Here is a 24615-nt window from a genome sequence, read left to right as displayed (position 1 = left end):
TACACCTCCAATTCATCGAATACATAATTATTTTAGCATACTCTAAGACAGTTTACAATGAATTGTAAAATTTAAGAGTATAGCCTATAAAGACTATACTCTTAATTAATTATCTGTTTATGTTATAGAATGCTTTTAATCCTCTGTATTCAGCCATTTCTTCTAATTCCTCTTCTATTCTTAATAACTGATTGTATTTAGAAACTCTTTCGCTTCTAGCTGGGGCACCAGTTTTAATTTGTCCTGCATTCATCGCTACAACTAAATCAGCTATTGAAGTATCTTCAGTTTCTCCTGATCTATGAGAAACTACTGCAGTATATCCTGCCCTTTCAGCCATTTCTATAGCATTTAGTGTTTCAGTTAATGTACCTATTTGGTTTAATTTTATAAGAATTGAATTTGCAGTTTTTCTTTCAATTCCCATTTTTAATCTGTCAGTGTTGGTTACAAATAAGTCATCTCCAACTAATTGAACTCTATCTCCTATTTTATCAGTTAAGTACTTCCAGCCTTCCCAATCTTCTTCAGCCATTCCATCTTCAATAGATATAATTGGGTATTTATTAACAAGTTCTACATAGTAGTCAGCCATTTGCTCTGGAGTTAATATTCTTCCTTCTGAAGCTAAATTGTATTTTCCATCTTCAAAGAATTCAGAAGCTGCTGGATCAAGAGCTATATAGATATCTTTTCCTGGAACATATCCAGCTTTTTCTATAGCTTCTATTATGATTTTTATAGCTTCTTCGTTTGATGATAAATCTGGAGCAAATCCGCCTTCATCACCAACACCAGTAGCGAGTCCCTTAGTTTTTAATAATGCTTTTAATGAATGGTAAACTTCTGCACTCATTCTTAAAGCTTCCTTAAAAGAAGTTGCTCCAACTGGCATAACCATAAACTCTTGTAAGTCTACATTATTATCAGCATGGCTTCCACCATTTATAATGTTCATCATTGGAACTGGTAAAACTTTAGCGTTTACTCCACCAATATATTGATATAGTCCGAGCCCTAATGACTCAGCAGCCGCTCTAGCACATGCAAGAGATACTCCAAGAATTGCATTAGCACCTAGTTTAGCCTTATTAGGTGTGCCATCAAGGGCTATCATTGCTTTGTCAATTGCTATTTGATCATATACATTCATTCCAACTATCTCTTCAGCTATTAGATTGTTTACATTATCAATAGCTTTTAAAACTCCTTTACCGCCATATATATCCTTGTCTCCATCTCTTAACTCTACTGCCTCAAATATGCCAGTAGAAGCACCTGATGGCACTGATGCTCTTGCTATTGTTCCATCCTCGAGTGTTACTTCAACTTCAACAGTTGGAAATGCTCTTGAGTCCAAAATCTGTCTTGCATAAATATCAATTATTTCAATAAAATTTTTCATGTTATCTTACCTCCGAATCTCCAATTTTTTTCTCTATATTATTATATCCTAAGTTAACTTAAGATAATCTTATATTTTAAGGAAACTTAAGTTAATCTTAGTTAATATATAATTCAATTTAGTTTTCGTTTAACGACATTTCAGAAGGAAAGTCTTCCACTTCTATAAGCGGGAGTATAAATCTCCTTCTGAAGTCGTTAATATTGCAGCTCCGCAGGAGATGATTTAATCTATTTAATTAAAGATTTTCCTGTCATTTCACTTGGTACACTAAGTCCCATAACTTGGAGCATAGTTGGAGCAATATCCGCCAATATTCCACTATCTTTTAGACCATTACTGTGATTTGAAACGTATGTGAATGGAACTAAATTTGTAGTATGTGCTGTCATAGGCTTCCCAGACGAATAATCAATCATTTGTTCAGAGTTTCCATGGTCTGCAGTTATAAATACGCTGCCGTCCTTGCCAATAACGCACTCAACAATTTTCCCAAGGCATTCATCCACTGTTTCTATAGCTTTTTTAGCTGCTTCAAAAACGCCTGTATGACCTACCATATCTGGGTTAGCAAAGTTAAGTATAATCATGTCGTATTCATCCGTTTCTAGTCTCTTTAATAATTCTTTTGTAACCTCATACGCACTCATTTCTGGCAATAAATCATATGTTGCTACTTTAGGCGATGGAATTAATGCTCTATCTTCATTGGCGTTTGGAGCCTCAACCCCTCCATTAAAGAAGAATGTAACATGGGCATATTTTTCAGTTTCCGCTATTCTTAACTGCTTTTTACCCATTTTACTAACATATTCTCCAAGCGTATTAGTGTAACTTTCTGGAGTATATGCCACATCAACATTCTCTATAGAAATATCATATTGAGTAGTACATACAAAGTTTAAAGTTAAAGTTTCTCTTTTAAAGCCATCAAATACTTTATCATTTATTGCTCTAGTAAGTTCGCGAGCTCTGTCCGGCCTAAAATTAAAGAATATTACACTATCGTTATTGCTTATAGCTGAAACAGGCTTATTATTTTCCATTATAACAGTGGGAAGAACAAATTCATCTGTCTTATTATCATGGATAGCTTTTTTAACCGCCTCTATTGCTGAGGTGTTTTCCTCACCCTTAGATAAAACCATAGCATCATATGCAAGCTCAACTCTTTCCCATCTTTTATCTCTATCCATAGCATAATATCTACCACATACAGTAGCAATTTTTCCAAGACCTATTTCATTCATATATTCTTCTATTTCTGATATGTATTTTAGTGCTGAACCTGGTTGCACATCTCTACCATCTAAAAGAGCATGAACATAAACCTTTTTAGCACCTTTATCTTTAGCAAGCTTTATTAAAGCTTTTAAATGATCAATATGAGAGTGGACTCCTCCATCAGACAATAATCCTAAAAGATGCACAGAAGAATTTGCCTTAATAGCTTTATCTATAGCTTTATTAAAAGCAAGGTTTTCAAAAAAGTTTCCTTCTTCAATTTCTTTTGTTATTTTTGTAAGTGCTTGATATATAATTCTACCAGCACCTATGTTTAAGTGACCAACTTCTGAATTTCCCATTTGACCCGCTGGTAGTCCTACCTCTAGGCCACTTGCAGTTAATTTCGTACTTGGATATTCCTTTATTAATCTGTCATAGTTTGGTTTATTTGCCGCAACTACTGCATTTCCGTCTACGTTACTTGATAATCCAAGTCCATCTAAAATCATTAGCATTACTGGTTTTTTTGACATTTTTGTTCCCCCATCCGTTATTTCTAAAATCAAAACACATGTATATGTATTGATAATTCACAATTATCATTAACTACCTAATGTAGATTAATATACTAAAGTAGATGAATCCACTAATGTAGCTTAATCTACTTTAGTAGCTTAGCCACATTAGTGGATCCATTTATTTAAAATATTTTAATAGTTTACTATTCCTGAGAAGTCTTCTGCCTTAAGGCTAGCTCCTCCAATTAATCCACCATCTATGTCTGATTTACCCATTTGTTCTTTTATAGTTGCTGGTTTAACAGATCCACCATATTGAATTCTAACCTTTTCTGCAACATCACTCCCGAACATAGCTCCAACAGTTGCTCTTATAAATGCAATTGTCTCATTAGCCTGATCAGCAGTTGCAGTTTTACCTGTACCTATAGCCCAAATTGGTTCATAAGCAATAACCAATTTTTCTACTTGCTCTTTTGTAAGTCCTTCTAAATCTAATTTCACTTGATTTGCTAAGACCTTTTCTGTAATATTTCCTTCTCTATCACTAAGAGTTTCTCCTACACAAAGTATAGGGATAATATTATGGCTATAAGCAGCTTTAAGCTTTTTATTTACAGTTTCATCAGTCTCATTGAAATACTGTCTTCTTTCACTATGGCCAATTATAACATATTCAACGCCCATATCTTTTAGCATTCCTGGTGCAACTTCACCTGTAAAAGCACCATTTTCTTCAAAATGCATGTTTTGAGCTCCTACCTTTATATTGGTACCTTTACTTGCCTTTATTACTGCATCTAAACATAAAAATGTAGGACAAACTACAACATCACATTTTGCATCTTTAACTAACGGTTTCATTTCCTCAATTAAAGTTACTGCTTCAGCTACAGTTTTATTCATCTTCCAATTTCCTGCAATTATACCTTTTCTCATCAAAAAACCTCCAAGTATTCTTTTGTGGTAAGTAATAATCATTATCCGGACAACAATTAATGTATGTTTAAAAATTCGAAATATTTTATTTAACTATTTATTTGTAAGAGCTTCAATCCCTGGTAATAATTTACCTTCTAAAAATTCAAGAGATGCTCCACCACCTGTAGATATATGAGTCATTTCATCTCCAAATCCTAATTGATTAACAGCTGCTGCACTATCTCCACCACCTATTATAGTAGTCCCATCGACTTTTGACATAGCTTCCGCTACAGCTATTGTTCCTTTTGCAAAATTTGCAAATTCAAATACACCCATTGGTCCGTTCCAAACGATAGTTTTAGCAATGCTTATAGCACCTTTATACATTTCACAAGTCTTAGGTCCAATATCAAGTCCCATAAACCCATCAGCAATATTTTGACTTTCAGTAACTACTGGCTCTGCCTCAGCTGAAAATCTATCTGCAACAATATTGTCTACAGGTATTAAAAATTTAACTCCTTTTGACTCAGCTTTTTGCATCATAACTTTAGCATATTGTACTTTCTCTTCTTCAACTAGTGAACTTCCGATAGAATAACCTCCGGCTTTTAAGAATGTATAAGCCATTCCTCCACCAATTATTAAAGTATCCACCTTCTCAAGTAAATTTTCAATAACATTTATTTTATCTGAAACCTTAGCTCCACCTAAAATTGCTACGAAAGGTCTAACAGGGTGATCTATTGTATCCCCTAAGAATTTTAATTCCTTTTGAATTAAATATCCACATACCGAAGTTTCAATAAACTGTGTTACACCAACTGTAGAACAATGAGCTCTATGAGCTGTTCCAAAGGCATCATTTACAAATATATCTGCAAGAGACGCTAATTCCTTTGAAAAGTTTTCTTTATTTTTAGTTTCTTCTTTTCTATATCTTGTATTTTCTAATAATAAAACATCTCCGTCTTTCATTTCTGATACGGCAGATTTTACATTATCACTAACTACATTTGGGTCTGCTGCAAAGACTACTTCTTTATTTAACATTTCACTTAATTTCTTAGCAACTGGCGCTAAAGAAAGTTCAGGTTTTGGTTCTCCACTTGGTTTTCCAAGATGTGAACATAAAATAACTTTCGCACCTTTTTTTATCAAATAATTTATTGTTGGCATTGCACCTACTAATCTATTTACATCTGTGATTACTCCATCTTTTAATGGTACATTAAAATCACATCTCACTAAAACTTTTTTACCTTTAACCTCAATATCTTCAATTGTTTTCTTATTAAATTGCATACACCTTCTCCTCTCATATGTTTTATAATCAAAAATCTTATAATTTAATCACATTCATATAAATATACTACCCTACTAATTATTATTTACTATTATCTTGATATTTATTTGAATGTGCCTTATATTAATAAAATATAAAAAGGTCCGGTTCCATAGACTAACTATAAAACCAGACCTTAATACTATAATTACAGTTTTATAATAAAATTAAATTTTATAGTCTATCTGCAACATATTTAGTTAAATCTGCTAATCTATTTGAATAACCTGCTTCATTATCGTACCATGAAACAACTTTAACCATATTTTCTTCGATAACCATAGTTGACATAGCATCAACTATAGAAGATCTTTCGTCTCCTTTGAAATCAATTGAAACTAATGGTTCTTCACAACAACCAAGTATTCCTTTCATTTCAGTTTCAGCTGCTTTCTTAAATGCTGCATTTACTTCTTCTACAGTAACATTCTTTGAAACTTCGCAAACTAAATCTGTACATGAAACTGTTGGAGTTGGAACTCTTAATGAGAATCCGTTTAGTTTTCCTTTTAATTGTGGTAAAACTAATGCTACTGCTTTTGCTGCTCCTGTTGTAGTTGGAATCATTGATAGGTTAGCCGCTCTTGCACGTCTCATATCATTGTGTGGAGCATCTAATAATCTTTGATCTCCAGTATATGAATGAATTGTAGTCATTAAGCCTTTAACTATTCCAAATTCTCTGTCTAAAACTTTAGCAAATGGTGCTAAACAGTTTGTTGTACATGATGCATTTGATATTACGTTATGTTTAGCTGAATCATATTTTTCTTCGTTAACTCCCATAACTATTGTTATATCTTCATTTTTTGCTGGTGCAGATATAAGAACTTTTTTAACACTTACACATAAATGATCGCTTGCTTTAGTAGCATCTGTAAAGAATCCTGTTGATTCTAATACTATTTCTACTCCAAGTGAACTCCAGTCAATGTTCTTTGGTTCTCTTTCTGCAAATATTTTAATTTCTTTTCCGTTAACTACTATTGCATTTTCTTTAGCTTCTACAGTTCCGTCGAATTTTCCGTAAAGTGAATCATATTTTAAAAGATGTGCGAGTGTTGCAGCATCTGTTAAATCATTGATTCCTACTACTTCTAATTCTGTTGAATAATTTTTCACTAGAGCATTAAATACATTTCTTCCTATTCTTCCAAATCCATTAATTCCTACTTTTACCATCTTGGCAAAACCTCCTAAATTTTATTAACATAATTATATGTAAATATATAATTTTTTTATTAATCAAATCATTATATAGTTTACTCTCTTTTCTCTATAATATTTACTATTTCTTCTGCAGCCGCTTGATCAATTATTAAAACAGTGCTTAAGCGGTTGATTTCAGTAGCGATGATGGCTCTAGCTTTATTTTTTCCAGCCGCTACTGCGATTAGTGTTTTGTTGTCTGTAACATCTTCATTTTTCACCCCAATAGTAGGTGTAGAATGAACTATTTCACCTAATTCATTATAGTATTGACCAAATGCTTCTCCTACTGCACCTAATTCTTCAAGTTCCTTTATCTCTTTTTCAGGTACTTCTCTTTTCATAGCCATATCACTGGCGATACCTATTCCGTAAATAAGAATATCAGCACTTCGAATCTTATCAATTATACTTTTTATACTTTTTTCATTTACTATAGTTTTTAAAGCATCATTGCTCAAATTATCAGGTACATGTAGTAATTCGTAATTTCCACCAATTTTATCTGCTAGCCTAGCCACTAAAGTATTAGCTTGAATTTCTACATTCCTGGCCATACCACCCCTGGCCGGAAGCACTAAAACATTATTATATTTGTTATTTCTAGAGAAATTGTCTATAACTTCCTTAACTGTTGATCCACCCGTTATTGCAATTATACTGTTATCTTTAATAATATCCATAACATAAATTGCAGCTACCTTCCCAACTTCTTTAAGGACACTTTTATCAATTTCAACGTTCCCGGGAACAACTATAACTTGCTGTAGCTTCAAATGTTTCTCAATAAATTTCTCGATTTTAGACAACCCTTTAATCTCATGAATAAATCCTTTTAACTGATCTAAAATTTCTTCACCATCAGTTGTTATAAACATACCCAGTGCATTAACCTCAATCAAGTTTTGGGACTTTAGAAAGTTTATTTCATTTCTTACTATTCTCTCGCTTATGCACATCTGATCTGCTAAAATTCTTCGTCCTATAGGTTGATTATAACATATCGTCCTTAATATATCATGTCGTTTTTCAAGAAGTTCTATTAATTCAGGCACTATCTTTTGTTGTAATTTCAATATACTCTCCACTTGAACACCTTTCTGGACTTTTTAAGTCCCAGCTTATATTTTTTGCTCCCACATACATTATAGATGAAATACTAACTTTTTTAAATTAGTATTTGCAAAAAATATGTTAACATTTTGTTAACGGCATGATTAAATCATCTCCTGGGTCGCTGAAATATTAAAATCTTTTCCGCTTACTAGAACTTTTAATTTCAAGTTCTTCTCTATATTTTGCTACAGTTCTTCTTGAAATATTCATCCCTTCTACATTTAATCGATTACAAATAATTTGGTCTGATAAAGGTTTCTTTCGGTCCTCATTATACACCATTTCTTTAATAGTTTTCTTAATATTAATCGTAGATACATCCTCACCATCTAAAATTGACGTAATGCCATTAGTAAACAAGTCTTTTATTTTAATGACTTTACCATTATTTATACTAACATACTTTTCCCTAATTGCACGGCTTATAGTAGATTCATGCATTTCTAAATTATTAGCAATTTTTTTAAGCGTCATTGGTTTTAAATATTCGTCGCCTTTATCGAAATATTCCTTTTGAACTGCCAAAATATCTTCCAAAACTCTATACACAGTATTTTTTCTTTGTTCAATACTTTTAATAAGAAACATTGCGCTATTAAGCTTATCTTTTACATATTCTACAGCTTCTACATCCTTTTCGTTTTTAATAATTTCCTTATACAAACTATTTATATTCAATTTAGGAAGTACATCTTCATTCATAGAAATAAAATATTGGTCATAAATCTTATTAACATAAGCATCAGGCACAATATATTTAACCGTCTCACCAGTATAAAACCCTCTTGATGGCTTAGGCTCTAAAGTTTTTATTATATCTCCATATTTTTGAACCTCAGAAATTTTAACATTTAATTCTTTAGCTATATCATTATATTTATTTTCTGCCAATAATTCTAAATAATTATCAATGATTTTATAAATATTTTCATCATCTATCCCCATATTATTTAATTGAATCCTTAAGCATTCCCTTAGGTTCCTAGCTCCAATTCCTTGTGGCTCTAAAGCCTGTAAAATTTCAAGTGCAATTTCAGCCTTCCCATTTGTTATTCCGAGCTCCTTACATATATCAGATAGATCTTCCGATAAATAACCTTTAGTATCTAAATTCTCCACCATATATTTGCATATATCTAGAATTTCATACTGCTCTGTTAGTTCTCCTATTTGTTCTTTAAGATAATCTTTAAGAGATTTTTCCTCTGCAATATAATAAAATGGAGAAATTTCCTCATTTTCATTCTTTGCAGCATAGCTCTTTACTTTATAATCATCCTTACCAAGATATTTAATTATTTCTTTATAATCAAATTCATTATTGTTATTACTTTTGTGGTTTTGCAAGTCTTTTTCCTCCAGCACTGGATTCTCCTGCATCTCTTTATTTACATATTGTCCTAGCTCGCAGGCTGACATTTGAAGAAGTTTAACAGACATTTGCATTTCTTGAGTCATTATTAATTTTTGTTCTTGAATCAAATTTAAGCCAAAATTAATGTTCATTTTATTATCACCTCATCTTTGGTTACTATTTATTTTCATGTACCTCTCATATTATAAATATTATAACATAGCTAATGGTATAAACCTAGATTATGCATTAAGCTAGAAATAAAAATAAAAAATCTCAGCGTAAATTTCTACAACAGCAGAAAACGTAAGCTAAGATTTTTTATTTTTAAAATATTATCTAGATCCTTTAATGTACGGTTTACCACTAGCGAGTGGTCCTGTTGTTTTTCCAACAAATCCAGCAAGTGCAATCATGGTAAGTACATATGGAATAACATCATATACTTCTGTAGGTAAATTCCAGCTAAGTCCCTGTGCAAAAATATTAAATGCACTACCAAAGGCAAATAACAAACTAGCCCCAAGCGCTCCAAAAGGTTTCCAATTACCGAAAATAACAGCCGCTAAGGCAATAAATCCACGTCCTGCAACCATTCCTTCTCTGTAAAGTGGTGTTATTCCGAGGGATAACGCCGCTCCACCGAGCCCTGCTAGCATTCCTGATAAAATAACACATAAATATCTTATTTTATAAACATTTATTCCTAAAGTATCAGCCGCCTTTGGATGTTCTCCTACAGCTCTAATTCGAAGTCCTAAAGGTGTTTTATATAATATATAATGCGAAAGAAATACTAAAATAATCGCGATTATTACAAACCAGTTTAGCTGGGATATTAAATTTCCTATTATTGGTATATTTTTAATCCCATCCGGTATGTTATATGAAAGTCCTGTTACTATATCTGTTTGACCACCTTTACCATTAAATAACTTAAATATTAAGAAACTCGCAAGGGCCGTAGAAAAAAGATTTATAGCAGTACCTGAGATTACTTGATCTGCACGCAAATGTATACTTAGCACAGCATGTATTAATCCCAAAACACCTCCAGCTATCACTCCAAAAAGTATTCCTATTGCTGGACTTCCAGTCGTGTAACTTCCATATACCGCAAAGAAAGCGCCTATTACCATCATACCTTCCAGACCTATATTAACCACACCTGATTTTTCTGAAAATATACCACCGAGTGCTGCAAAAATTAGAGGCGTGGCTATTCTTAAAGTTTGCGCAAACAAATTAATTAAAATAACACTACTCATTTGTAATCGCCTCCTTCTTTTTCTTTTCAGAGAAGTATTTAACAATGTAATCTGTTGCTACAAATATAATAATTATAGCTTGGATTAAATAAACTATTTCTTTTGGTATTCCGTTTAATTGAAGAGTTCTAGAACTACTATTTAATGTTCCAAATAATAAAGCTGATGCTATACATCCAATGGGATTGCTCTTTGCAAGTAAAGCAACTGCAATTCCATCAAAGCCATAAGAGGGAAGTGCCATGAAATCTTTTGTATTATGAAGAACACCTGCAACATGCGAGGCCCCACCAACTCCTGCTATCGCACCAGAAATCACCATAGCCAAAACAGTATTTTTCGCTACATTAATTCCACCATATTCTGCAGCATGTGGATTTATACCAACTGCTCTTATTTCGTAACCAACAGTGGTTTTCCATAATAGCCAGAATATAAAAATAGCTACTGCTATGGCAAGAAATATACTAATATTAGCTCCACTACCACTAACAAACCTATGAAATTGTGCACTCTCTTGTATATTAGGAGTACTTGCTTTACCTTCCACTCCAAAACTAGTTCTTAAAATAATAAAATTGGCTAAAGCCATAGCTATATAGTTCATCATAATTGTATTAATAACTTCATGAGTGCCTACTTTAGCCTTTAAATATCCCGGTATTGCTCCCCATATTCCTCCAGCTACAAAGCCTGCTAAAATAATTAGAATTATATGAATTACAGGATTTAGTCCTGGCAATGTTCCAACAATAGCAGCTGCTATCATTCCAAGTATAAATTGACCAGCAACACCTATATTAAATAATCCACATTTAAATGCTACAGCATTTGCAACTCCTGTAAATATTAATGGAGTAACTTCTGACAGCGTAACGAAAGTTACTCTCGTATTACCAAACCCACCTTTATATATAAGTCCAAATAAATCACCTAAAGCTGAAAAGTATTGTAATATAGAATATCCTTTTGCCCACATTACAAAGAACACAGCAACAAATATAGAAACGATTATAGAAAAGAAAGGGAAAGCAAGCGTCTTAAGGATATTTTTTGCTATACTGACAAAATTACTATTTTCATTTTCTACTTTATTCATTATCTTTAGCTCCTTCCAGTGTTTTATTTAAATTACCACCAGCCATAAGTATACCAAGTTTTTTCTCTGTGGCATCACATCTATCGAGTATATCAACTATTTTGCCATCATACATTACGGCAATTCTATCTGATAATGCCATTATTTCATCAAGTTCTAATGATACTAATAAAACCGCCTTACCCTTATCACGTTCTACAACTAATCTTTTGTGAATATATTCAATTGCACCAACGTCAAGACCTCTCGTAGGTTGTGCTGCTATTAATAATTCCGGATCTTTTGAAATTTCTCTAGCTGCTATAAGTTTTTGTTGATTACCACCTGATAATGATTCCGCATTTACATCTGCATTTGGAGTTCTAATATCAAATTCGCTAATAAGTTCATCACAGTGTTTTCTAATTTCTTTGTAATTCATAACTATGCCTTTACTGAAGGGTGCATTTTTATGAATTCCAAGCACTGAGTTTTCAAATAGAGAATAATCTAATATAAGCCCTCTTTTGTGCCTATCTTCTGGTATATGGCCAACACCTGCTGACATAATATCTCTTGGTGACTTACCATATGTATTTTTACCATTTATTGTAATACTTCCACTCTTAGGCCTTTGAAGTCCAGTTAAAACTTCTAACAATTGAGATTGACCATTTCCATCAACACCAGCTATACCAAGAATTTCTCCGCCATATACTGTTAAGTTTAAATTTCGCACTGCAGGTAATCCCCTGTGATCACTAGCACAAAGATTTTCAATTTTTAATATTTCGCCGCGAATTTTAGCAGGATTTTTCTCTACAGTTAGATTAACTTTTCTACCTACCATAAGCTGCGCTAATTCGTCTATGCTTGTTTCTTTAGTCTTTACTGTGCCAGTTACTGCACCTCTCCTAATTATAGTGACTCTATCACTCATACTCATAACTTCTTTTAATTTATGAGTTATTAGTATTACTGATTTCCCTTCTTTTTCAAGATTTTTAATTATGATTCCAAGTTCCTCAATTTCCTTTGGTGTTAAAACTGCCGTAGGCTCATCTAGTATTAAAACCTCTGCACCCCTATATAGTGCCTTTAGTATCTCTACCCTTTGTTGTTGTCCTACAGAAATATCTTCTATAACCGCGCTTGGATCTATTGCGAACCCATATCTTTCTGAAATTTCTTTGACATCATTGATTGCTTTTTTCAAATCAATCTTGAATCCTTTTTTAGGTTCAACCCCTAACACAATATTTTCTGCAACAGTAAAATTATGTACAAGCATAAAGTGTTGATGAACCATTCCTATCCCTAATTTTATAGCATCATTGGGAGTAGATATATTCACTAGGTTACCGCTTACATAAATCTCGCCTTTTTCTTGTTTATATAGACCATAGAGAATGTTCATAAGAGTCGTTTTTCCTGCACCATTTTCGCCAAGAAGAACATGTGTTTCTCCTCTTAATAGCTCAAAATTTACATTATCATTGGCAATGGTTCCCGGAAAAATCTTTGTTATTCCCTTCATTTCAATTACCTTTTCCATTGGATTTCCTCCTTAAAAAGACTACTTATCACCTTTAGTGCTGACATCACCTGCGCCCAAAATTATCATTATTCTTAGAAAGAGCTAGATGTATTACATCTAGCTCCTATTGTATACTAAAAACCATAAATCAGTAAATGAAAATTTTTATTTACTGATTTTTATTTAAAATCCATTGCTCCTTGTCTATTTACTGGAACAACTGTTTTTCCAGCTATAACTTTATCTTCATATTTTTTAACTTCATCTAAAACATCTTTTGGTACGTTTTTATTAGATGTATCAGCTATTCCTACACCTTTTTCTTTTAACCCAAGATTAGTAACTGTACCACCTTTAAATTCGTTTTTAATTTGAGCTTTAGCTTGATTGTAAGTTGCTGTATCAACTCTTTTTATCATACTTGAAAGTATAATATCAGAATACTGTGGAACTGTTAAAGATTGATCCATATCAACTCCTATAGCCCAAACTGTTTTTCCTCCATCTTTTAATTCTTTAGCCGCTTTAAATAAACCAAGACCAACTCCGGCTGCTGCATGATAAATTACGTCGCAACCGCCTTGATATAATGATTTAGATAATTCATAACCTTTTGCTGAATCATTGTAACTATCTGCATATTTTACAGTTGTTCCTGCACTCTTACCATCTATGCTCAATAATCCTTTTGCAGCTTCTGGATTAACTGCTTTAACACCAGCTGCAAACCCAACTTCAAATCTGTTTATTAATTCATTATCTTTTCCACCAATAAATCCAATTTTATTAGTTTTAGTCATTTTCCCAGCAATGATTCCCATTAAAAAAGATCCTTCTTGCTCTTTAAAAGTAATTGATGCTACGTTTGGAAGATTAACAACTGAGTCTACAATTGCAAAGTTTTTATCAGTATGAGTTTTAGCAACCTCTGCCATTGCATCTGCAATTTGATATCCAATAGCAAAAGTTAGATTTGAATTCTCCTCCACTAATGATTCTAAATTTGCTGCATAATCCTCTTTCTTTTGAGATTCAAGAGCATGGTACGTGAAACCGTCTTCAGCTTGTGCCTTTTTAACCCCTTCATCTGCTGATTGGTTAAATGCCTTGTCGTTTAATCCACCTTCATCAGTAGAAAGTCCTATAACGACAGTACTTTTTTGTGTACTTTTTACTGCTTCCTTCTTAGTTCCACAGCCAGCAAACAATGTTGTGATTACTGCCATTGATGTAAGTACTGCAACTATCCTTCTTTTATTCATAATAAATTCCTCCCCTAAGTAATTAATTAATTAATTAAGCAATATTATTGCTTCGAAGTATGTATTCTATAAACAATAAAAAAATCCTCTTTATTTTAGCATTTTTTTAATTATATTTATATTTGTATCTCCATATACAGCATAGAATAATATTATAGTCTGTATATGGATTTTTTATTAACTTAGTGAAAATTTTAATATTCTTCAACGTAAAAAATACCACAGGCACCTTCACCAGAATGTGTCCCCACAACGCATCCAACCGAGCATTCTATAAAGTCCATTTCACGTTCACTCATATGAGATCGTAAACTCGCTAGAATATCTCTATCACTAGCTTGCAATAAAATACTTGTCTCTCCACTTCGAATCCCAGTTTCCTCTAAATTTTTCAAGATAGTTTTTATTGCTTTTTTGCTTCCACGAACTTTATCTATTACGGCCATTTCACCATCTTTTACAGTTAAAATTAGTTTTATCCCGAGTAGCCCGCCTATAGCTCCAGCAGTTTTAGACAATCGGCCACCTTTAACTAAATTATTTAATGAATCAAAAGCAAGCGCACTTTTTACATGAGGTATTGTTTCTTTAATTTTTTCTTCTATTTCAAATATATTACATCCCGCTTCTTTTAATTTGCAGGCTTTTAAAACCAAAATTCCAAGACCTGATGTAACATTATAACTATCAATTGTGATAATATCTTCTGTAAGTAACATGCTTTTAGCCATACATGAAGATTGATAAGTCCCACTCATTTTTGAGGATAAATGAATAGAAACTATCTTATATCCCTCATCTAAATATTTTTTATAGCATTCATAGAACCTATGCGGGTTTACCTGAGTGGTCATAGGAAACTGCTCCGAATTATTCATTTTATATAAATATTCTTGTAGATTAATATCTTCGCCATCCCTGTAAATTTTATTTTCTATGTTCACGAGTAGTGGTAAAACTTCTATATTATACTTATCAATAATGTCTTTGTTTAAATCGCATGTGCTATCTGTTATGATTTTAATCTTTTCCATTCCTATCTCCTTGTTTACCTCTTGGGGATATAACAGTTGTTAATTGCTATGCACCTTATTTCATATTCTTAAATCCTATTTGCCTAAGTGCTTCATATGTCACAATAGCTACTGTATTGGAAAGATTAAGGGACCTACTTGTGCTATTTATCATAGGCACTTTTATGCACCTTTCAGGATCGCTACCACGAACATTATCTGGAAGTCCTGATGACTCTCGACCAAAAATTATAAAATCCCCTTCTTTATATTTTACATCTGAATAGAATTTTGAAGCTTTTGTTGTAGAATAGTAGAAAGTTGACTCTTTATATTTTTCTCTAAGCGCTTCATATGTATCATGTATCTCTAAATTCAAATAAGGCCAGTAATCGAGTCCCGCCCTTTTAAGTTGCTTCTCCTCTAAACTAAATCCTAAAGGTTTTATAAGATGAAGTTTGCAATCAGTTAGCACGCAAGTTCTTCCTATATTACCAGTATTTTGTGGAATTTCCGGTTGAAATAAAACTATATTTAAATTCACAATAAATCCTCCTTGCCCTTCTTTTTCAGTATAAAACATATAAATATCTAAAACCATATTACCCTAAGTATAGCCAATAGTAAAGATGTAGCTAGTCTAGCTTCCCTGTATTATAACTATAATAACTTTTCTATGGTTTCAGCTCTAATAAACGATTTATCTATTATTTTCTTTGGATAACCCATGTACTCTAAAAGTTTTATAGCATTTCTTGTTTGAGAAACTCCTTTTTTTATCTTATAATCAAAACTTAATCCCTTTCTCGTATCAACTTTCTCACTAAAATAATAAAACTCATAATTTTCTTTTAGAATGTTTACTAATTCTCTATCATGAGTGGCTACAATAGAAATAGATTTTCCATTGTTTATGTATGTTAGTATTTCCGCGGACATGGAAATTCTCTCTATTGGATTTGTACCCCTAAATATCTCATCTATTGGGCAAAATACAGGTGCATCCTTTTCTAGAGCTTTGATTATTCTAAGAATCGCTTCCGCCTCTGCCATGTAGAAACTTTTTCCCTTTGTTAAATCATCATTAGGGCTAATTGATGTAACTATGTTAAAAAATGGAGCTTCGTAATTCTTAGCCAAAACAAAATCAAAGCATTGGGCCAAAATTATATTTACCCCTAGCATTCTTAAAAAAGTCGATTTCCCTGCCATATTTGTGCCCGTAAGCACAATACCTCCATTTTCTATGTTAATTGAGTTGGCAACGGCCTTGTCTATAAGAGGATGTATTCCCTCTTTTATATTTAAGTTAACCTGCTTTATAAACTTAGGTTTTACATACTTCCCACCTAAATTATGCTTATAACCTGCGATAGAAATTAAGGCTTCTACTTCACCAACTGCACCGTAAAGGTCCATTAAAACTTCTTTTTCTTCTCTTATCCTACGGGATATAGAATAATAAGCACTTTCTTCAAGGAGAAATATCACAGAAATAAATTCAAACAATCCTTCCCACATATTTATAAACCCTATTAATCTTATGTTTCTATCTATATCCTTTACAGATTTAAGCATTATTGTTATCTTATCTTTATAATAAATAATATCTTTATTATTTATGCTTACAATTTTTTTAGCTGCCTTAATATTTTTTTGCAAATAAAATATGCCATTAGATTTAATTTTTCTTACTTCCGAAGAGTTTATAAGCATATTAATAGATGCCAAACCAAACAAAACTATCATAAATTTAATATTTACAAATATCGCAAGTAAAATCGCTATTAATGGTAATATCTTTCCAATGAAAGTATAAATATAATATTTAGTTTTATTTATTATAAGATCAGTTTCAATCATATCTAGAAAACTATTTTTTATATCGCTACCTAATTCAAGGAAAATGCACTGAAGGCTTTCCCTCAATTTGTCATTTTCTTTAAATGACTGAATTAATTTCCCCCTTTTTTTTAACTTTTCTTCCTTCATTAAAGGATTTCTAAGCATTGTGTATAAAGCTGCTTCTCCAGGGCTGCTATATGCTCTATCCAATTTTTCGTATACCTTATTCATATCTAAATCGTCCCATGTTTGATTATCTAAGGTATATTCATTTTTTTTATGTATACTAAAAAATTTCTTAATCTTCTCAAAATCTCTTTTCTTATCCATATCTTCGTTATAATCACTTCTTATTGAATGTAAAAACCTATTACTCATAGTAAAATACTCCTTTAGTTTTTTTTAAATAAATATTCCCTTTACTACATTATAGCAAAATCCGATACATATTTTCAATGTTTATTTTAAATAAATAAGTTCTGAACCCTTGATAATCAAGAGTTTCATAACTTTCATATACACCTACTCCTATATAGCTTAAAATAATTTTGCCATAGCAGCAAATCTTTCAGCCTCTTTATAATTTTTTTCACACTGGTTACACTCCCCAATTAATCCATATATCTTGCCGTTGTATGGATTAATATAAAGTGCAGTTTTTAAACTTCCTAATGCTTGACTACAATTACCTTTAGCCATTTGATTTTCAGCTTTATCAATATAATAGTTTTCATCCTTAACCCCTTCTATAAGTTCGGGCTTTATTTTAACTAAATCCTTTAACAGTGAATCTACCCTTTTAACAGAAAAGGGTTTTTGAAGATAAGTTACAGCACCAAGTTTTGTACAATCTATAGCATTTTTCACTGTGGCAAAGGCTGTCATAATAATTACTGGACAAGCTATATTCATAGATCTTATTTGTCTTAAAACCTCTGTACCAGTCATTTCTGGCATTCTAATATCTAAAAATATAAGATCTAAACTTTCCTTTTCTTCATTTATTATTTCAAGTGCATTTTTTCCATTACCTGTAGATATAACCTCACATCCTCGTAATTCTAAACATGTTGTTAACAGCACTCTTATATTTTTTGTATCATCTGCAACTAAAATTTTATTTTTCATAAAGCACGCTCCTTTTTATTTCTAGAAATAGGAATGGTAAATGTAAAGGTACTACCCACATCAAGTTCACTTTCACACCATATAGTGCCCTTATGAGCATCCACTATTTCCTTGGCAATAGAAAGTCCAAGACCTATACTTCCAGACCAATAATCATTGCTTTTAATTTGCACGAATTTCTCAAAAACTTTATCTCTATATTCTCTTGGCATTCCTTCACCAGTGTCTTTGACAAATAAATGAACCATATTATTTTTCAAATAAGAACCTATGGATATCACATCTCCTAAATTAGAATGTTTAAAGGAGTTTGAGACTAAGTTATTTAACAGCCATTCTAATTTTTCCTTATCACCAAGGACAAGAGGAAGTTTTTTATGTACATAGTTCAATTTAATACCCAGAGATTTTGCTTGTGCCTCATAGGATTTACAACAATTTTCTATAATATTATTAATATTACAAGGTTTAATATTAAAAATAGTTCTATCGGATTGAATACGAGATAACCGAAGAAGATTAGTCACTAAATCTGAAAGTTTTTCACCATCTTCTTTTATGGTGTCTATCACTGTTAATTGTTTTTCATTGAGATCTCCAATATGTTTATCATGAATAAGTTCAATACCAATCATAATTGAGGTAAGCGGAGTTTTAAATTCATGAGATACAGTATCAATAAAATCCATCTTTATTCTTTCTAATTGTTTTAACTCAGTAACATTTTTCATCAAAATAACTACACCATCTATTCCTAAACTACTATCTTTAATTGGATTTACTGTAGCATTAAAAAAATATGTTTTTCCCTTTGTAGATACTTTTATAGTTTTCTCTGTATTTTCTAAGTTATTAATTACTGAAAAAACATGATCATAAAGCTCCAAATTCCGAATACTATCTAAAAAATGTGTATTAATCACTTCATTTTCTTTAATATTAAAAAAGTTTTCACAGGAGTTATTAAGGAGCATGATTCTAAAATTCACATCTAGCACTATTATTGGATCAGGAATACTTTTAACTATAGTAAGAGATCTATTTTTCTCTGCCATTAAAGAACCTTTACTACTTTTTTCATATTCAAAAAGCTTTCTAGTCATTTCATTAAATTCAGTAGCAAGAGTTCCTATTTCATCGTTATAAAATACAGGAGCTTGAGTGCTTAAATCCCCATTTTTAACGGATTGAATAGTTCGGATAAGCGCTCTTATGGGTTTCAGTGCCCGATTTATATAGAAAATAGATATAATAAAGCCTATTATTATTATGGGAATAGATAATAGATTAAAGCAAATACAAAAAAAACTAACCTGCTTAACTTTAATTTTATCTTTAATTATAGTTTTTTTTCTAATTTCAACAATATCTCTTAGGTCTTTTTTCACATCATTAGCAGATAAAATTATTGATGAATTATAAGTTTTAATAGAATCAACGGTATTGGTTTTTGTATCAATTTGAGAATAGAGTTTTACAAATTTAAGATAGTTTGTGTTAATTTTATCTATTAATATCTTCTCATTTGGATTTGTAACTCCTACACTTCCCTTATTAAAATACATATAAAATTTCTGATTGTTGTCATAAAATAAATTAACGCTATTTTGATAATTATTTTGAAATATAGCTTTAAGTTGATTATCAATGCATTCATCCATATTATTTGATGAATCTATAATTTTGTAATTATCAATCTCAAGATTATCTATGGATCTTCTTACTTCATATATATTATAAATTGATATAGCACCAACTAAAGTGATAATTATAGTTAGAATTATGTAAAACACTGCAATTTTCCCTCTCAAAGTCTTAATAGACAATCCCTCCCAAGTAAGTAACTTTTTAATGATTCAAATTTATTTTATGGTTATTTTTGTGAATTAGTCAACTGACACTCTACACATTAATTTGGATTAAAACTACATAAAAGTGAGCATATAGGATGTTAAGTTCCTATTTTGAACTATAGTAAGATAAATATTCGCAAAATACAAACTTAACAAACAATTAATTTTGTACTATACTTCAATTCAGTTGTAAAATTATTCCATCAATTTATAAATTTCAATAATGAAATAGGAGGATGTTTAATGAGTAAATATAATTATTTTAAAGATTTTAGAAGTAATGTTATAAATCAATATGAGCAGTGTAGTGCATATAAGTTGCTATGTGACAATGAATCCTACAATCCAAGTAGAGATCTAAATACAAAAGAGGATATTAACCATGTTCCTTTTATTGCAACCACCCTTTTTAAAAAATCAGCAGGGCTATATTCAAATCTTCTTAGAATAAATACAAAGAATCTTGAAAAGTGGACAGTTTCTAGTAGTACAAGCGGAGATCCTAGTGTAGTTGGAAGAAATCTTCCAGATCTTTTAAAAATCCAGGAATTGATGCGTTGCGATAACAAGACACTTCGACCTCGATTTGATTATGAATGTGTTTTTTATCCAGAACCAGAAGTAATGAGAATGCATAATAGTGAGAATTTGTGTGATACACCAACAGAGTCCTATATTGGAAACCTCCTTGATTTATTTGATTTTAGTAAAGATACACTTTTCTTATTAAAGCCTTATGAAGGTAATTTCCAAGTAGATATAGATGAATTTGAGAAGTTTATTACTAATCATAATAATAAAGAAGATTATCTTTTAGTTGGAGGCTCTACCCTAATATTTTATAATACTATTGAATATTTAATGGATAAAATGGAGCCTGTTAACCTTGGAAAGAATGTTTTAATTCATACTGGAGGAGGTGGCTGGGATGGTAGAAAGGGGTCTGTAAATATTGGGAATAAAATTGAGAGATGGAGATTTGTAGAAACTGTATCACGTTTTCTCGGTGTACCGGAAGAAAATTTTATTGATTCATATTCTTTTACAGAAAATAGTTTCGTTATAACAGGTCATTATTCAAAGGAGCATAAGGATTATCTCTTCCATGTACCTAGCTGGGGAAGAATAATCTTAAGAGATGTAAAGACCCTTAATCCATTAAACAAAGTTGGAAACAAAGGATTTATTCAAGTGTTAAATGCATATGGTACTGATACTTTTGCAGGTGCTTCTGTGCTTGTAGATGATATTGGAGAAATAGTTTCTACAAAGGAATGCCCAGATTGTGGCAAAGATGAAATGACCATAAAAATTCTTGGAAGAGTTAAAGGAGCAGAAGCTAAAGGCTGCGGTGCAACACTCAATGTATCAGGAGGTAAAAAATGAGAATTGAATATACAGTAGGAAAAACAATTTTAAAAAAAGATATAAATGGATTAAAGCTAGAATTAAATTGTACAGATGAAGAACAGATAATTAGTGAGATAAAGAGGCTTAATTCAAATAAGAAAGCAGTCCATGATATATCTACAGAAAGAACTATAGAAATTTTAGATAAATGTGCTAAACTATGGTTAAACAGAGAATATTCACAAAAGCATATTGATGCTTTAGCTACAATAACCAATCAAAGTCCGCAGCTTGTAGCCTATGAACTTGAAGGAAGTATGTCAATGCTTTTAAGAGAGAACATCGAAAAAGAAATTACGGAAGAACTAGGTAATAGTGATGTACTTGATAATTGGGCAGAAACAAGCTATGGATATGTCCATAGACAACCCAGAGGATTAATTTTTCACAATGTATCTGGTAATGCATTCATTGTAATACCTGTAAGTATCTCTATGGGCTTGTTATCAAAGAATTGTAATATAGTTAAAGTATCAGGAGATGAGCCATATTTTGCATATGCTTTTTATGAAAGTTTATGTGAAATTGATAGCAGTATAAGGGATAGACTTTCAGTAACTTATTTTGATAGTTCCTGCTCAAAAATATATGAAACTTTAGTAAAAGAAAGTGATTGTGTAGTACATTGGGGCGGAGCATATTCTGGTGAAATAATGGCTGGATTATGTGCTAAACATCAAACACATCTTATTATGCACGGTCCTAAAATTAGTTTTGAGGTAATAGATGAAGAAAAAGACTTGGAAGTTGTTGCACAAAATGTAGGAAGCGATATTGTATTTTGGGAACAAAAGGCTTGTCTATCTCCAAGAATTATTTTTATAAATAAAAATATAGACAGAAAATATTTTGCTTCTAAGCTTGCTAAGGCCCTAGAGAATTTATCAAGTGTTTTACCTAAAGCATACTTGAATCCATGGAACTCAGTAAAAACAATACAAGATAGGCAATATTGCTTATTGAAATATGGACTGAAAAATGAAACAAAAGTATATTCTTCAAAAAATGCTGACTATACAGTAGTTTTAAATGAAACCTTACCAGATAAAGAAGATATAGATAGATGCTTTAATAGATTTATTTTTGTTAGCCCTTATGAAAGTAAGGAAGAACTTTATAATTATGTAGAAAAAAACATTAAAGACTATCTTCAAACTATGGGTTATAATGGATCTGATATTGAAATTATTGAAAACATGACTCAACTTGGAGTAAGTATTGTAACTAAGCCAGGTTTTATGTCTAGACACTATCCAGGCACATCTCATGATGGAATGTTTAATTTACAAGAAATGACTTATGTAGTAAGCAGGCAACTATAATACTCTATATGGAGGTAATCTAAATGAATTTTAAAGATAAGAACATTATACTCACGGGTGCCTCTTCGGGTATAGGAAATGAGATATTAAAAAAGTTAAGTGTGTATGATGCAAATGTAATAGCAGTTGGTAGAAATGTAGAAAAAATAAAGAACTTCGGAGACTATGTAATACCATATTCCTGTGATGTATCTAATAAGGAAGAGGTGGATAAGCTGTTTGAATATGCAATAACTACTTTAGGTCATGTGGATATATTTATAGCTAATGCAGGTTTTGCCTATTGTGAAGAAATGCTAGAGCCAGATTGGGGTCACATTGAAGATATATTTAAAACTAACGTAATTTCCCCTATTTATGCTTTTGAAAAAATGAAAAAACTCAATAAAGGAAAAGAATATCATGTAGCTATTACCTGTTCGGCTGTTAGTAAAGTCCCTTTACCAGGGTATTCCTTATACTGTTCTACCAAAAGTGCAGTAGATGGCTTTGGACGTGTTCATAATTATGAAATTAGAGATAAAGGCAGACTTTCACTAATTTATCCTATTGCTACAAGCACTAATTTTTTTAAAAGAGCTGGAGATAAAGCACCCGTGCCTTGGCCAGTGCAGACACCAGATAAAGTTGCAGAAAGCATAATCAAAGGTATTGAAAAAAACAAAAAATCTATATATCCATCAAAGGCTTATGCAGTCACCCTTGGCCTTAATAGAATATTACCCTTTTTATATCCCACTTATGCTAGAATTCAAGCAAAAAAATTTATTAAATGGATAGAAACTAAAGCCTAATCATTAAATTTGACTTTAATAACTTATTACAACTCAAAATTAGCCTTTCATTCCACTCTTTCAAGGATGGAATGAAAGGCTATTAATCTTCATGATCTTACCCACAATATTTATTGCAATAAAAAGAAGGGTTATATACTATAGTAGCAAAAAATTAGAATTTCCCACTATTATACTTTTAGCACAAATTTCTCAATAACCTTCGCTACTCCATCATTATTATTAGTATCAGTAATATATTTTGCAGCTTCTTTCACGAAATCATCTCCATTTCCCATTGCAACTCCAAGTCCTGCAAATTTAATCATAGATAAGTCATTTTCACTATCTCCTATGCAAATAACCTGTTCACGATTTATCCCATAATAATCAGCTAAAATTTTAACCGCATTTCCCTTTGATACTTCCTTATTTGTTACTTCAAAATTATCGAAATGGGAGCTTACCACTTCAAAATCGTCCATATCTCTTAATGATATTTTTGCTTTTCGAATTTTTTCTATATCCGAATCTACTCCTATGCCTTTGAAAATTTCAGTTTCATATTTTTGAAATACCTCATTCCAATCCTTCACCAGCACTACTTTAATCTGCTTATCCTTTGGTAGTGTTTTATTAACTCCCGCATAAAAAGATGTGGAATATGTTAAATTTTCCGTAAAAATCATATCATTGGTATAAAAATGCGGATAAATATCATATTTTTTAAACACAGATAGCAGTTTCTTACATTTTTCTACACCTATTGTTGCATTATAAACTACTTCATCTCTATCTTTTTCTCTAATATAAGCACCATTTGCAGCTATTACCGGTGATTTAACTCCCAAGAGATCCGAGAAAAAATCAGCTGAAGCAAAAATTCTTCCCGTACATACTGCAATCCTTACTCCCTTTATACTAGCGAGCCTTATAGCGCTAAGATTCCTTTCGCTAATAGTTTTTTTATCATTTAACAAGGTACCATCCATATCTATACATATCAATTTATAATCCATATTTTTTAT

At 31.5% G+C, this 24615-nt stretch carries 20 protein-coding genes; 3 read left to right on the top strand and 17 right to left on the bottom strand.

Going from position 1 to position 24615, the window contains the following annotated elements:
* Nucleotides 1-109: 109 nt before the first annotated feature.
* The 16 genes from eno to ACWJJ7_RS15170 form a co-directional block, all read right to left on the bottom strand.
* Nucleotides 110-1405 carry a phosphopyruvate hydratase gene (gene eno, locus ACWJJ7_RS15245; protein WP_462962847.1) on the bottom strand — a complete coding sequence of 432 codons (1296 nt, stop codon included), beginning with the start codon at nucleotides 1403-1405 and terminating at the stop codon, nucleotides 110-112.
* Nucleotides 1406-1635: 230 nt separating this feature from the next.
* Nucleotides 1636-3165: a 2,3-bisphosphoglycerate-independent phosphoglycerate mutase gene (gene gpmI / locus ACWJJ7_RS15240; RefSeq protein ID WP_462962846.1), complete on the bottom strand. Its 1530-nt coding sequence runs from the start codon at nucleotides 3163-3165 to the stop codon at nucleotides 1636-1638.
* A gap of 177 nt (nucleotides 3166-3342) precedes the next feature.
* A complete protein-coding gene (gene tpiA / locus ACWJJ7_RS15235; RefSeq protein WP_462962845.1) occupies nucleotides 3343-4089 on the bottom strand; it encodes a triose-phosphate isomerase in 747 nt (248 codons plus the stop codon).
* Nucleotides 4090-4182: 93 nt separating this feature from the next.
* Nucleotides 4183-5379, bottom strand: a complete 1197-nt coding sequence (locus tag ACWJJ7_RS15230) for a phosphoglycerate kinase (RefSeq protein ID WP_462962844.1) — start codon at nucleotides 5377-5379, stop codon at nucleotides 4183-4185.
* 214 nt (nucleotides 5380-5593) lie between these two features.
* Entirely contained in the window at nucleotides 5594-6601 is a 1008-nt protein-coding gene (gene gap / locus ACWJJ7_RS15225) for a type I glyceraldehyde-3-phosphate dehydrogenase (RefSeq protein ID WP_462962843.1), read from the bottom strand.
* An 80-nt stretch (nucleotides 6602-6681) separates the two neighbouring features.
* Nucleotides 6682-7716: a sugar-binding transcriptional regulator gene (locus tag ACWJJ7_RS15220; RefSeq protein WP_462962842.1), complete on the bottom strand. Its 1035-nt coding sequence runs from the start codon at nucleotides 7714-7716 to the stop codon at nucleotides 6682-6684.
* Nucleotides 7717-7873: 157 nt separating this feature from the next.
* Entirely contained in the window at nucleotides 7874-9244 is a 1371-nt protein-coding gene (gene rpoN / locus ACWJJ7_RS15215; RefSeq protein ID WP_462965009.1) for an RNA polymerase factor sigma-54, read from the bottom strand.
* A gap of 189 nt (nucleotides 9245-9433) precedes the next feature.
* Nucleotides 9434-10366 (bottom strand): ABC transporter permease, encoded by a 933-nt coding sequence (locus ACWJJ7_RS15210; RefSeq protein WP_462962841.1) that lies wholly within the window; start codon nucleotides 10364-10366, stop codon nucleotides 9434-9436.
* Nucleotides 10359-11465 (bottom strand): ABC transporter permease, encoded by a 1107-nt coding sequence (locus ACWJJ7_RS15205; RefSeq protein ID WP_462962840.1) that lies wholly within the window; start codon nucleotides 11463-11465, stop codon nucleotides 10359-10361. The genes ACWJJ7_RS15210 and ACWJJ7_RS15205 overlap by 8 nt, the downstream gene beginning before the upstream one ends.
* Nucleotides 11458-12999: an ABC transporter ATP-binding protein gene (locus tag ACWJJ7_RS15200; protein ID WP_462962839.1), complete on the bottom strand. Its 1542-nt coding sequence runs from the start codon at nucleotides 12997-12999 to the stop codon at nucleotides 11458-11460. Before ACWJJ7_RS15200 ends, ACWJJ7_RS15205 begins: the two co-directional genes overlap by 8 nt.
* Before the next feature lie 161 nt (nucleotides 13000-13160).
* Complete coding sequence (locus tag ACWJJ7_RS15195) at nucleotides 13161-14243, bottom strand: BMP family lipoprotein (protein WP_462962838.1); 1083 nt, start codon at nucleotides 14241-14243, stop codon at nucleotides 13161-13163.
* A 194-nt stretch (nucleotides 14244-14437) separates the two neighbouring features.
* Nucleotides 14438-15277: a DegV family protein gene (locus ACWJJ7_RS15190; protein WP_462962837.1), complete on the bottom strand. Its 840-nt coding sequence runs from the start codon at nucleotides 15275-15277 to the stop codon at nucleotides 14438-14440.
* Nucleotides 15278-15332: 55 nt separating this feature from the next.
* Complete coding sequence (locus tag ACWJJ7_RS15185; RefSeq protein WP_462962836.1) at nucleotides 15333-15800, bottom strand: tRNA (cytidine(34)-2'-O)-methyltransferase; 468 nt, start codon at nucleotides 15798-15800, stop codon at nucleotides 15333-15335.
* 116 nt (nucleotides 15801-15916) lie between these two features.
* Nucleotides 15917-17479, bottom strand: coding sequence for a MutS-related protein (locus tag ACWJJ7_RS15180; protein ID WP_462962835.1), 1563 nt, complete (start codon nucleotides 17477-17479; stop codon nucleotides 15917-15919).
* A 159-nt stretch (nucleotides 17480-17638) separates the two neighbouring features.
* The gene (locus tag ACWJJ7_RS15175; RefSeq protein ID WP_462962834.1) at nucleotides 17639-18229 is read right to left on the bottom strand and encodes a response regulator; all 591 of its coding nucleotides are present in this window, start codon (nucleotides 18227-18229) and stop codon (nucleotides 17639-17641) included.
* Complete coding sequence (locus ACWJJ7_RS15170; protein ID WP_462962833.1) at nucleotides 18226-20055, bottom strand: ATP-binding protein; 1830 nt, start codon at nucleotides 20053-20055, stop codon at nucleotides 18226-18228. The genes ACWJJ7_RS15175 and ACWJJ7_RS15170 overlap by 4 nt, the downstream gene beginning before the upstream one ends.
* Nucleotides 20056-20325: 270 nt before the next feature.
* Here ACWJJ7_RS15170 and ACWJJ7_RS15165 point away from each other — a divergent pair, with 270 nt between their 5' ends.
* From ACWJJ7_RS15165 to ACWJJ7_RS15155, 3 genes are read left to right on the top strand one after another with little or no spacing between them, the layout of a single operon-like run.
* Nucleotides 20326-21468 carry a LuxE/PaaK family acyltransferase gene (locus tag ACWJJ7_RS15165; protein ID WP_462962832.1) on the top strand — a complete coding sequence of 381 codons (1143 nt, stop codon included), beginning with the start codon at nucleotides 20326-20328 and terminating at the stop codon, nucleotides 21466-21468.
* Nucleotides 21465-22814 (top strand): aldehyde dehydrogenase family protein, encoded by a 1350-nt coding sequence (locus tag ACWJJ7_RS15160; protein WP_462962831.1) that lies wholly within the window; start codon nucleotides 21465-21467, stop codon nucleotides 22812-22814. Before ACWJJ7_RS15165 ends, ACWJJ7_RS15160 begins: the two co-directional genes overlap by 4 nt.
* Nucleotides 22815-22837: 23 nt before the next feature.
* Nucleotides 22838-23608: an SDR family NAD(P)-dependent oxidoreductase gene (locus tag ACWJJ7_RS15155; protein WP_462962830.1), complete on the top strand. Its 771-nt coding sequence runs from the start codon at nucleotides 22838-22840 to the stop codon at nucleotides 23606-23608.
* A 170-nt stretch (nucleotides 23609-23778) separates the two neighbouring features.
* Here the strand turns inward: ACWJJ7_RS15155 and ACWJJ7_RS15150 are convergent, their stop codons facing one another.
* Nucleotides 23779-24606 (bottom strand): Cof-type HAD-IIB family hydrolase, encoded by an 828-nt coding sequence (locus ACWJJ7_RS15150; RefSeq protein WP_462962829.1) that lies wholly within the window; start codon nucleotides 24604-24606, stop codon nucleotides 23779-23781.
* Nucleotides 24607-24615: the final 9 nt, after the last annotated feature.

The organism is Clostridium sp. CM042, assembly GCF_055080995.1.
This window is presented reverse-complemented; position numbering and strand designations above follow the sequence as displayed.

Coding starts and splice junctions, on each gene's coding strand:
- eno (WP_462962847.1), bottom strand. CDS start 1,405: ATGAAAAATTTTATTGAAATAATTGATATTTATGCAAGACAGATTTTG.
- gpmI (WP_462962846.1), bottom strand. CDS start 3,165: ATGTCAAAAAAACCAGTAATGCTAATGATTTTAGATGGACTTGGATTA.
- tpiA (WP_462962845.1), bottom strand. CDS start 4,089: ATGAGAAAAGGTATAATTGCAGGAAATTGGAAGATGAATAAAACTGTA.
- ACWJJ7_RS15230 (WP_462962844.1), bottom strand. CDS start 5,379: ATGCAATTTAATAAGAAAACAATTGAAGATATTGAGGTTAAAGGTAAA.
- gap (WP_462962843.1), bottom strand. CDS start 6,601: ATGGTAAAAGTAGGAATTAATGGATTTGGAAGAATAGGAAGAAATGTA.
- ACWJJ7_RS15210 (WP_462962841.1), bottom strand. CDS start 10,366: ATGAGTAGTGTTATTTTAATTAATTTGTTTGCGCAAACTTTAAGAATA.
- ACWJJ7_RS15205 (WP_462962840.1), bottom strand. CDS start 11,465: ATGAATAAAGTAGAAAATGAAAATAGTAATTTTGTCAGTATAGCAAAA.
- ACWJJ7_RS15200 (WP_462962839.1), bottom strand. CDS start 12,999: ATGGAAAAGGTAATTGAAATGAAGGGAATAACAAAGATTTTTCCGGGA.
- ACWJJ7_RS15195 (WP_462962838.1), bottom strand. CDS start 14,243: ATGAATAAAAGAAGGATAGTTGCAGTACTTACATCAATGGCAGTAATC.
- ACWJJ7_RS15190 (WP_462962837.1), bottom strand. CDS start 15,277: ATGGAAAAGATTAAAATCATAACAGATAGCACATGCGATTTAAACAAA.
- ACWJJ7_RS15180 (WP_462962835.1), bottom strand. CDS start 17,479: ATGAGTAATAGGTTTTTACATTCAATAAGAAGTGATTATAACGAAGAT.
- ACWJJ7_RS15175 (WP_462962834.1), bottom strand. CDS start 18,229: ATGAAAAATAAAATTTTAGTTGCAGATGATACAAAAAATATAAGAGTG.
- ACWJJ7_RS15165 (WP_462962832.1), top strand. CDS start 20,326: ATGAGTAAATATAATTATTTTAAAGATTTTAGAAGTAATGTTATAAAT.
- ACWJJ7_RS15160 (WP_462962831.1), top strand. CDS start 21,465: ATGAGAATTGAATATACAGTAGGAAAAACAATTTTAAAAAAAGATATA.
- ACWJJ7_RS15155 (WP_462962830.1), top strand. CDS start 22,838: ATGAATTTTAAAGATAAGAACATTATACTCACGGGTGCCTCTTCGGGT.
- ACWJJ7_RS15150 (WP_462962829.1), bottom strand. CDS start 24,606: ATGGATTATAAATTGATATGTATAGATATGGATGGTACCTTGTTAAAT.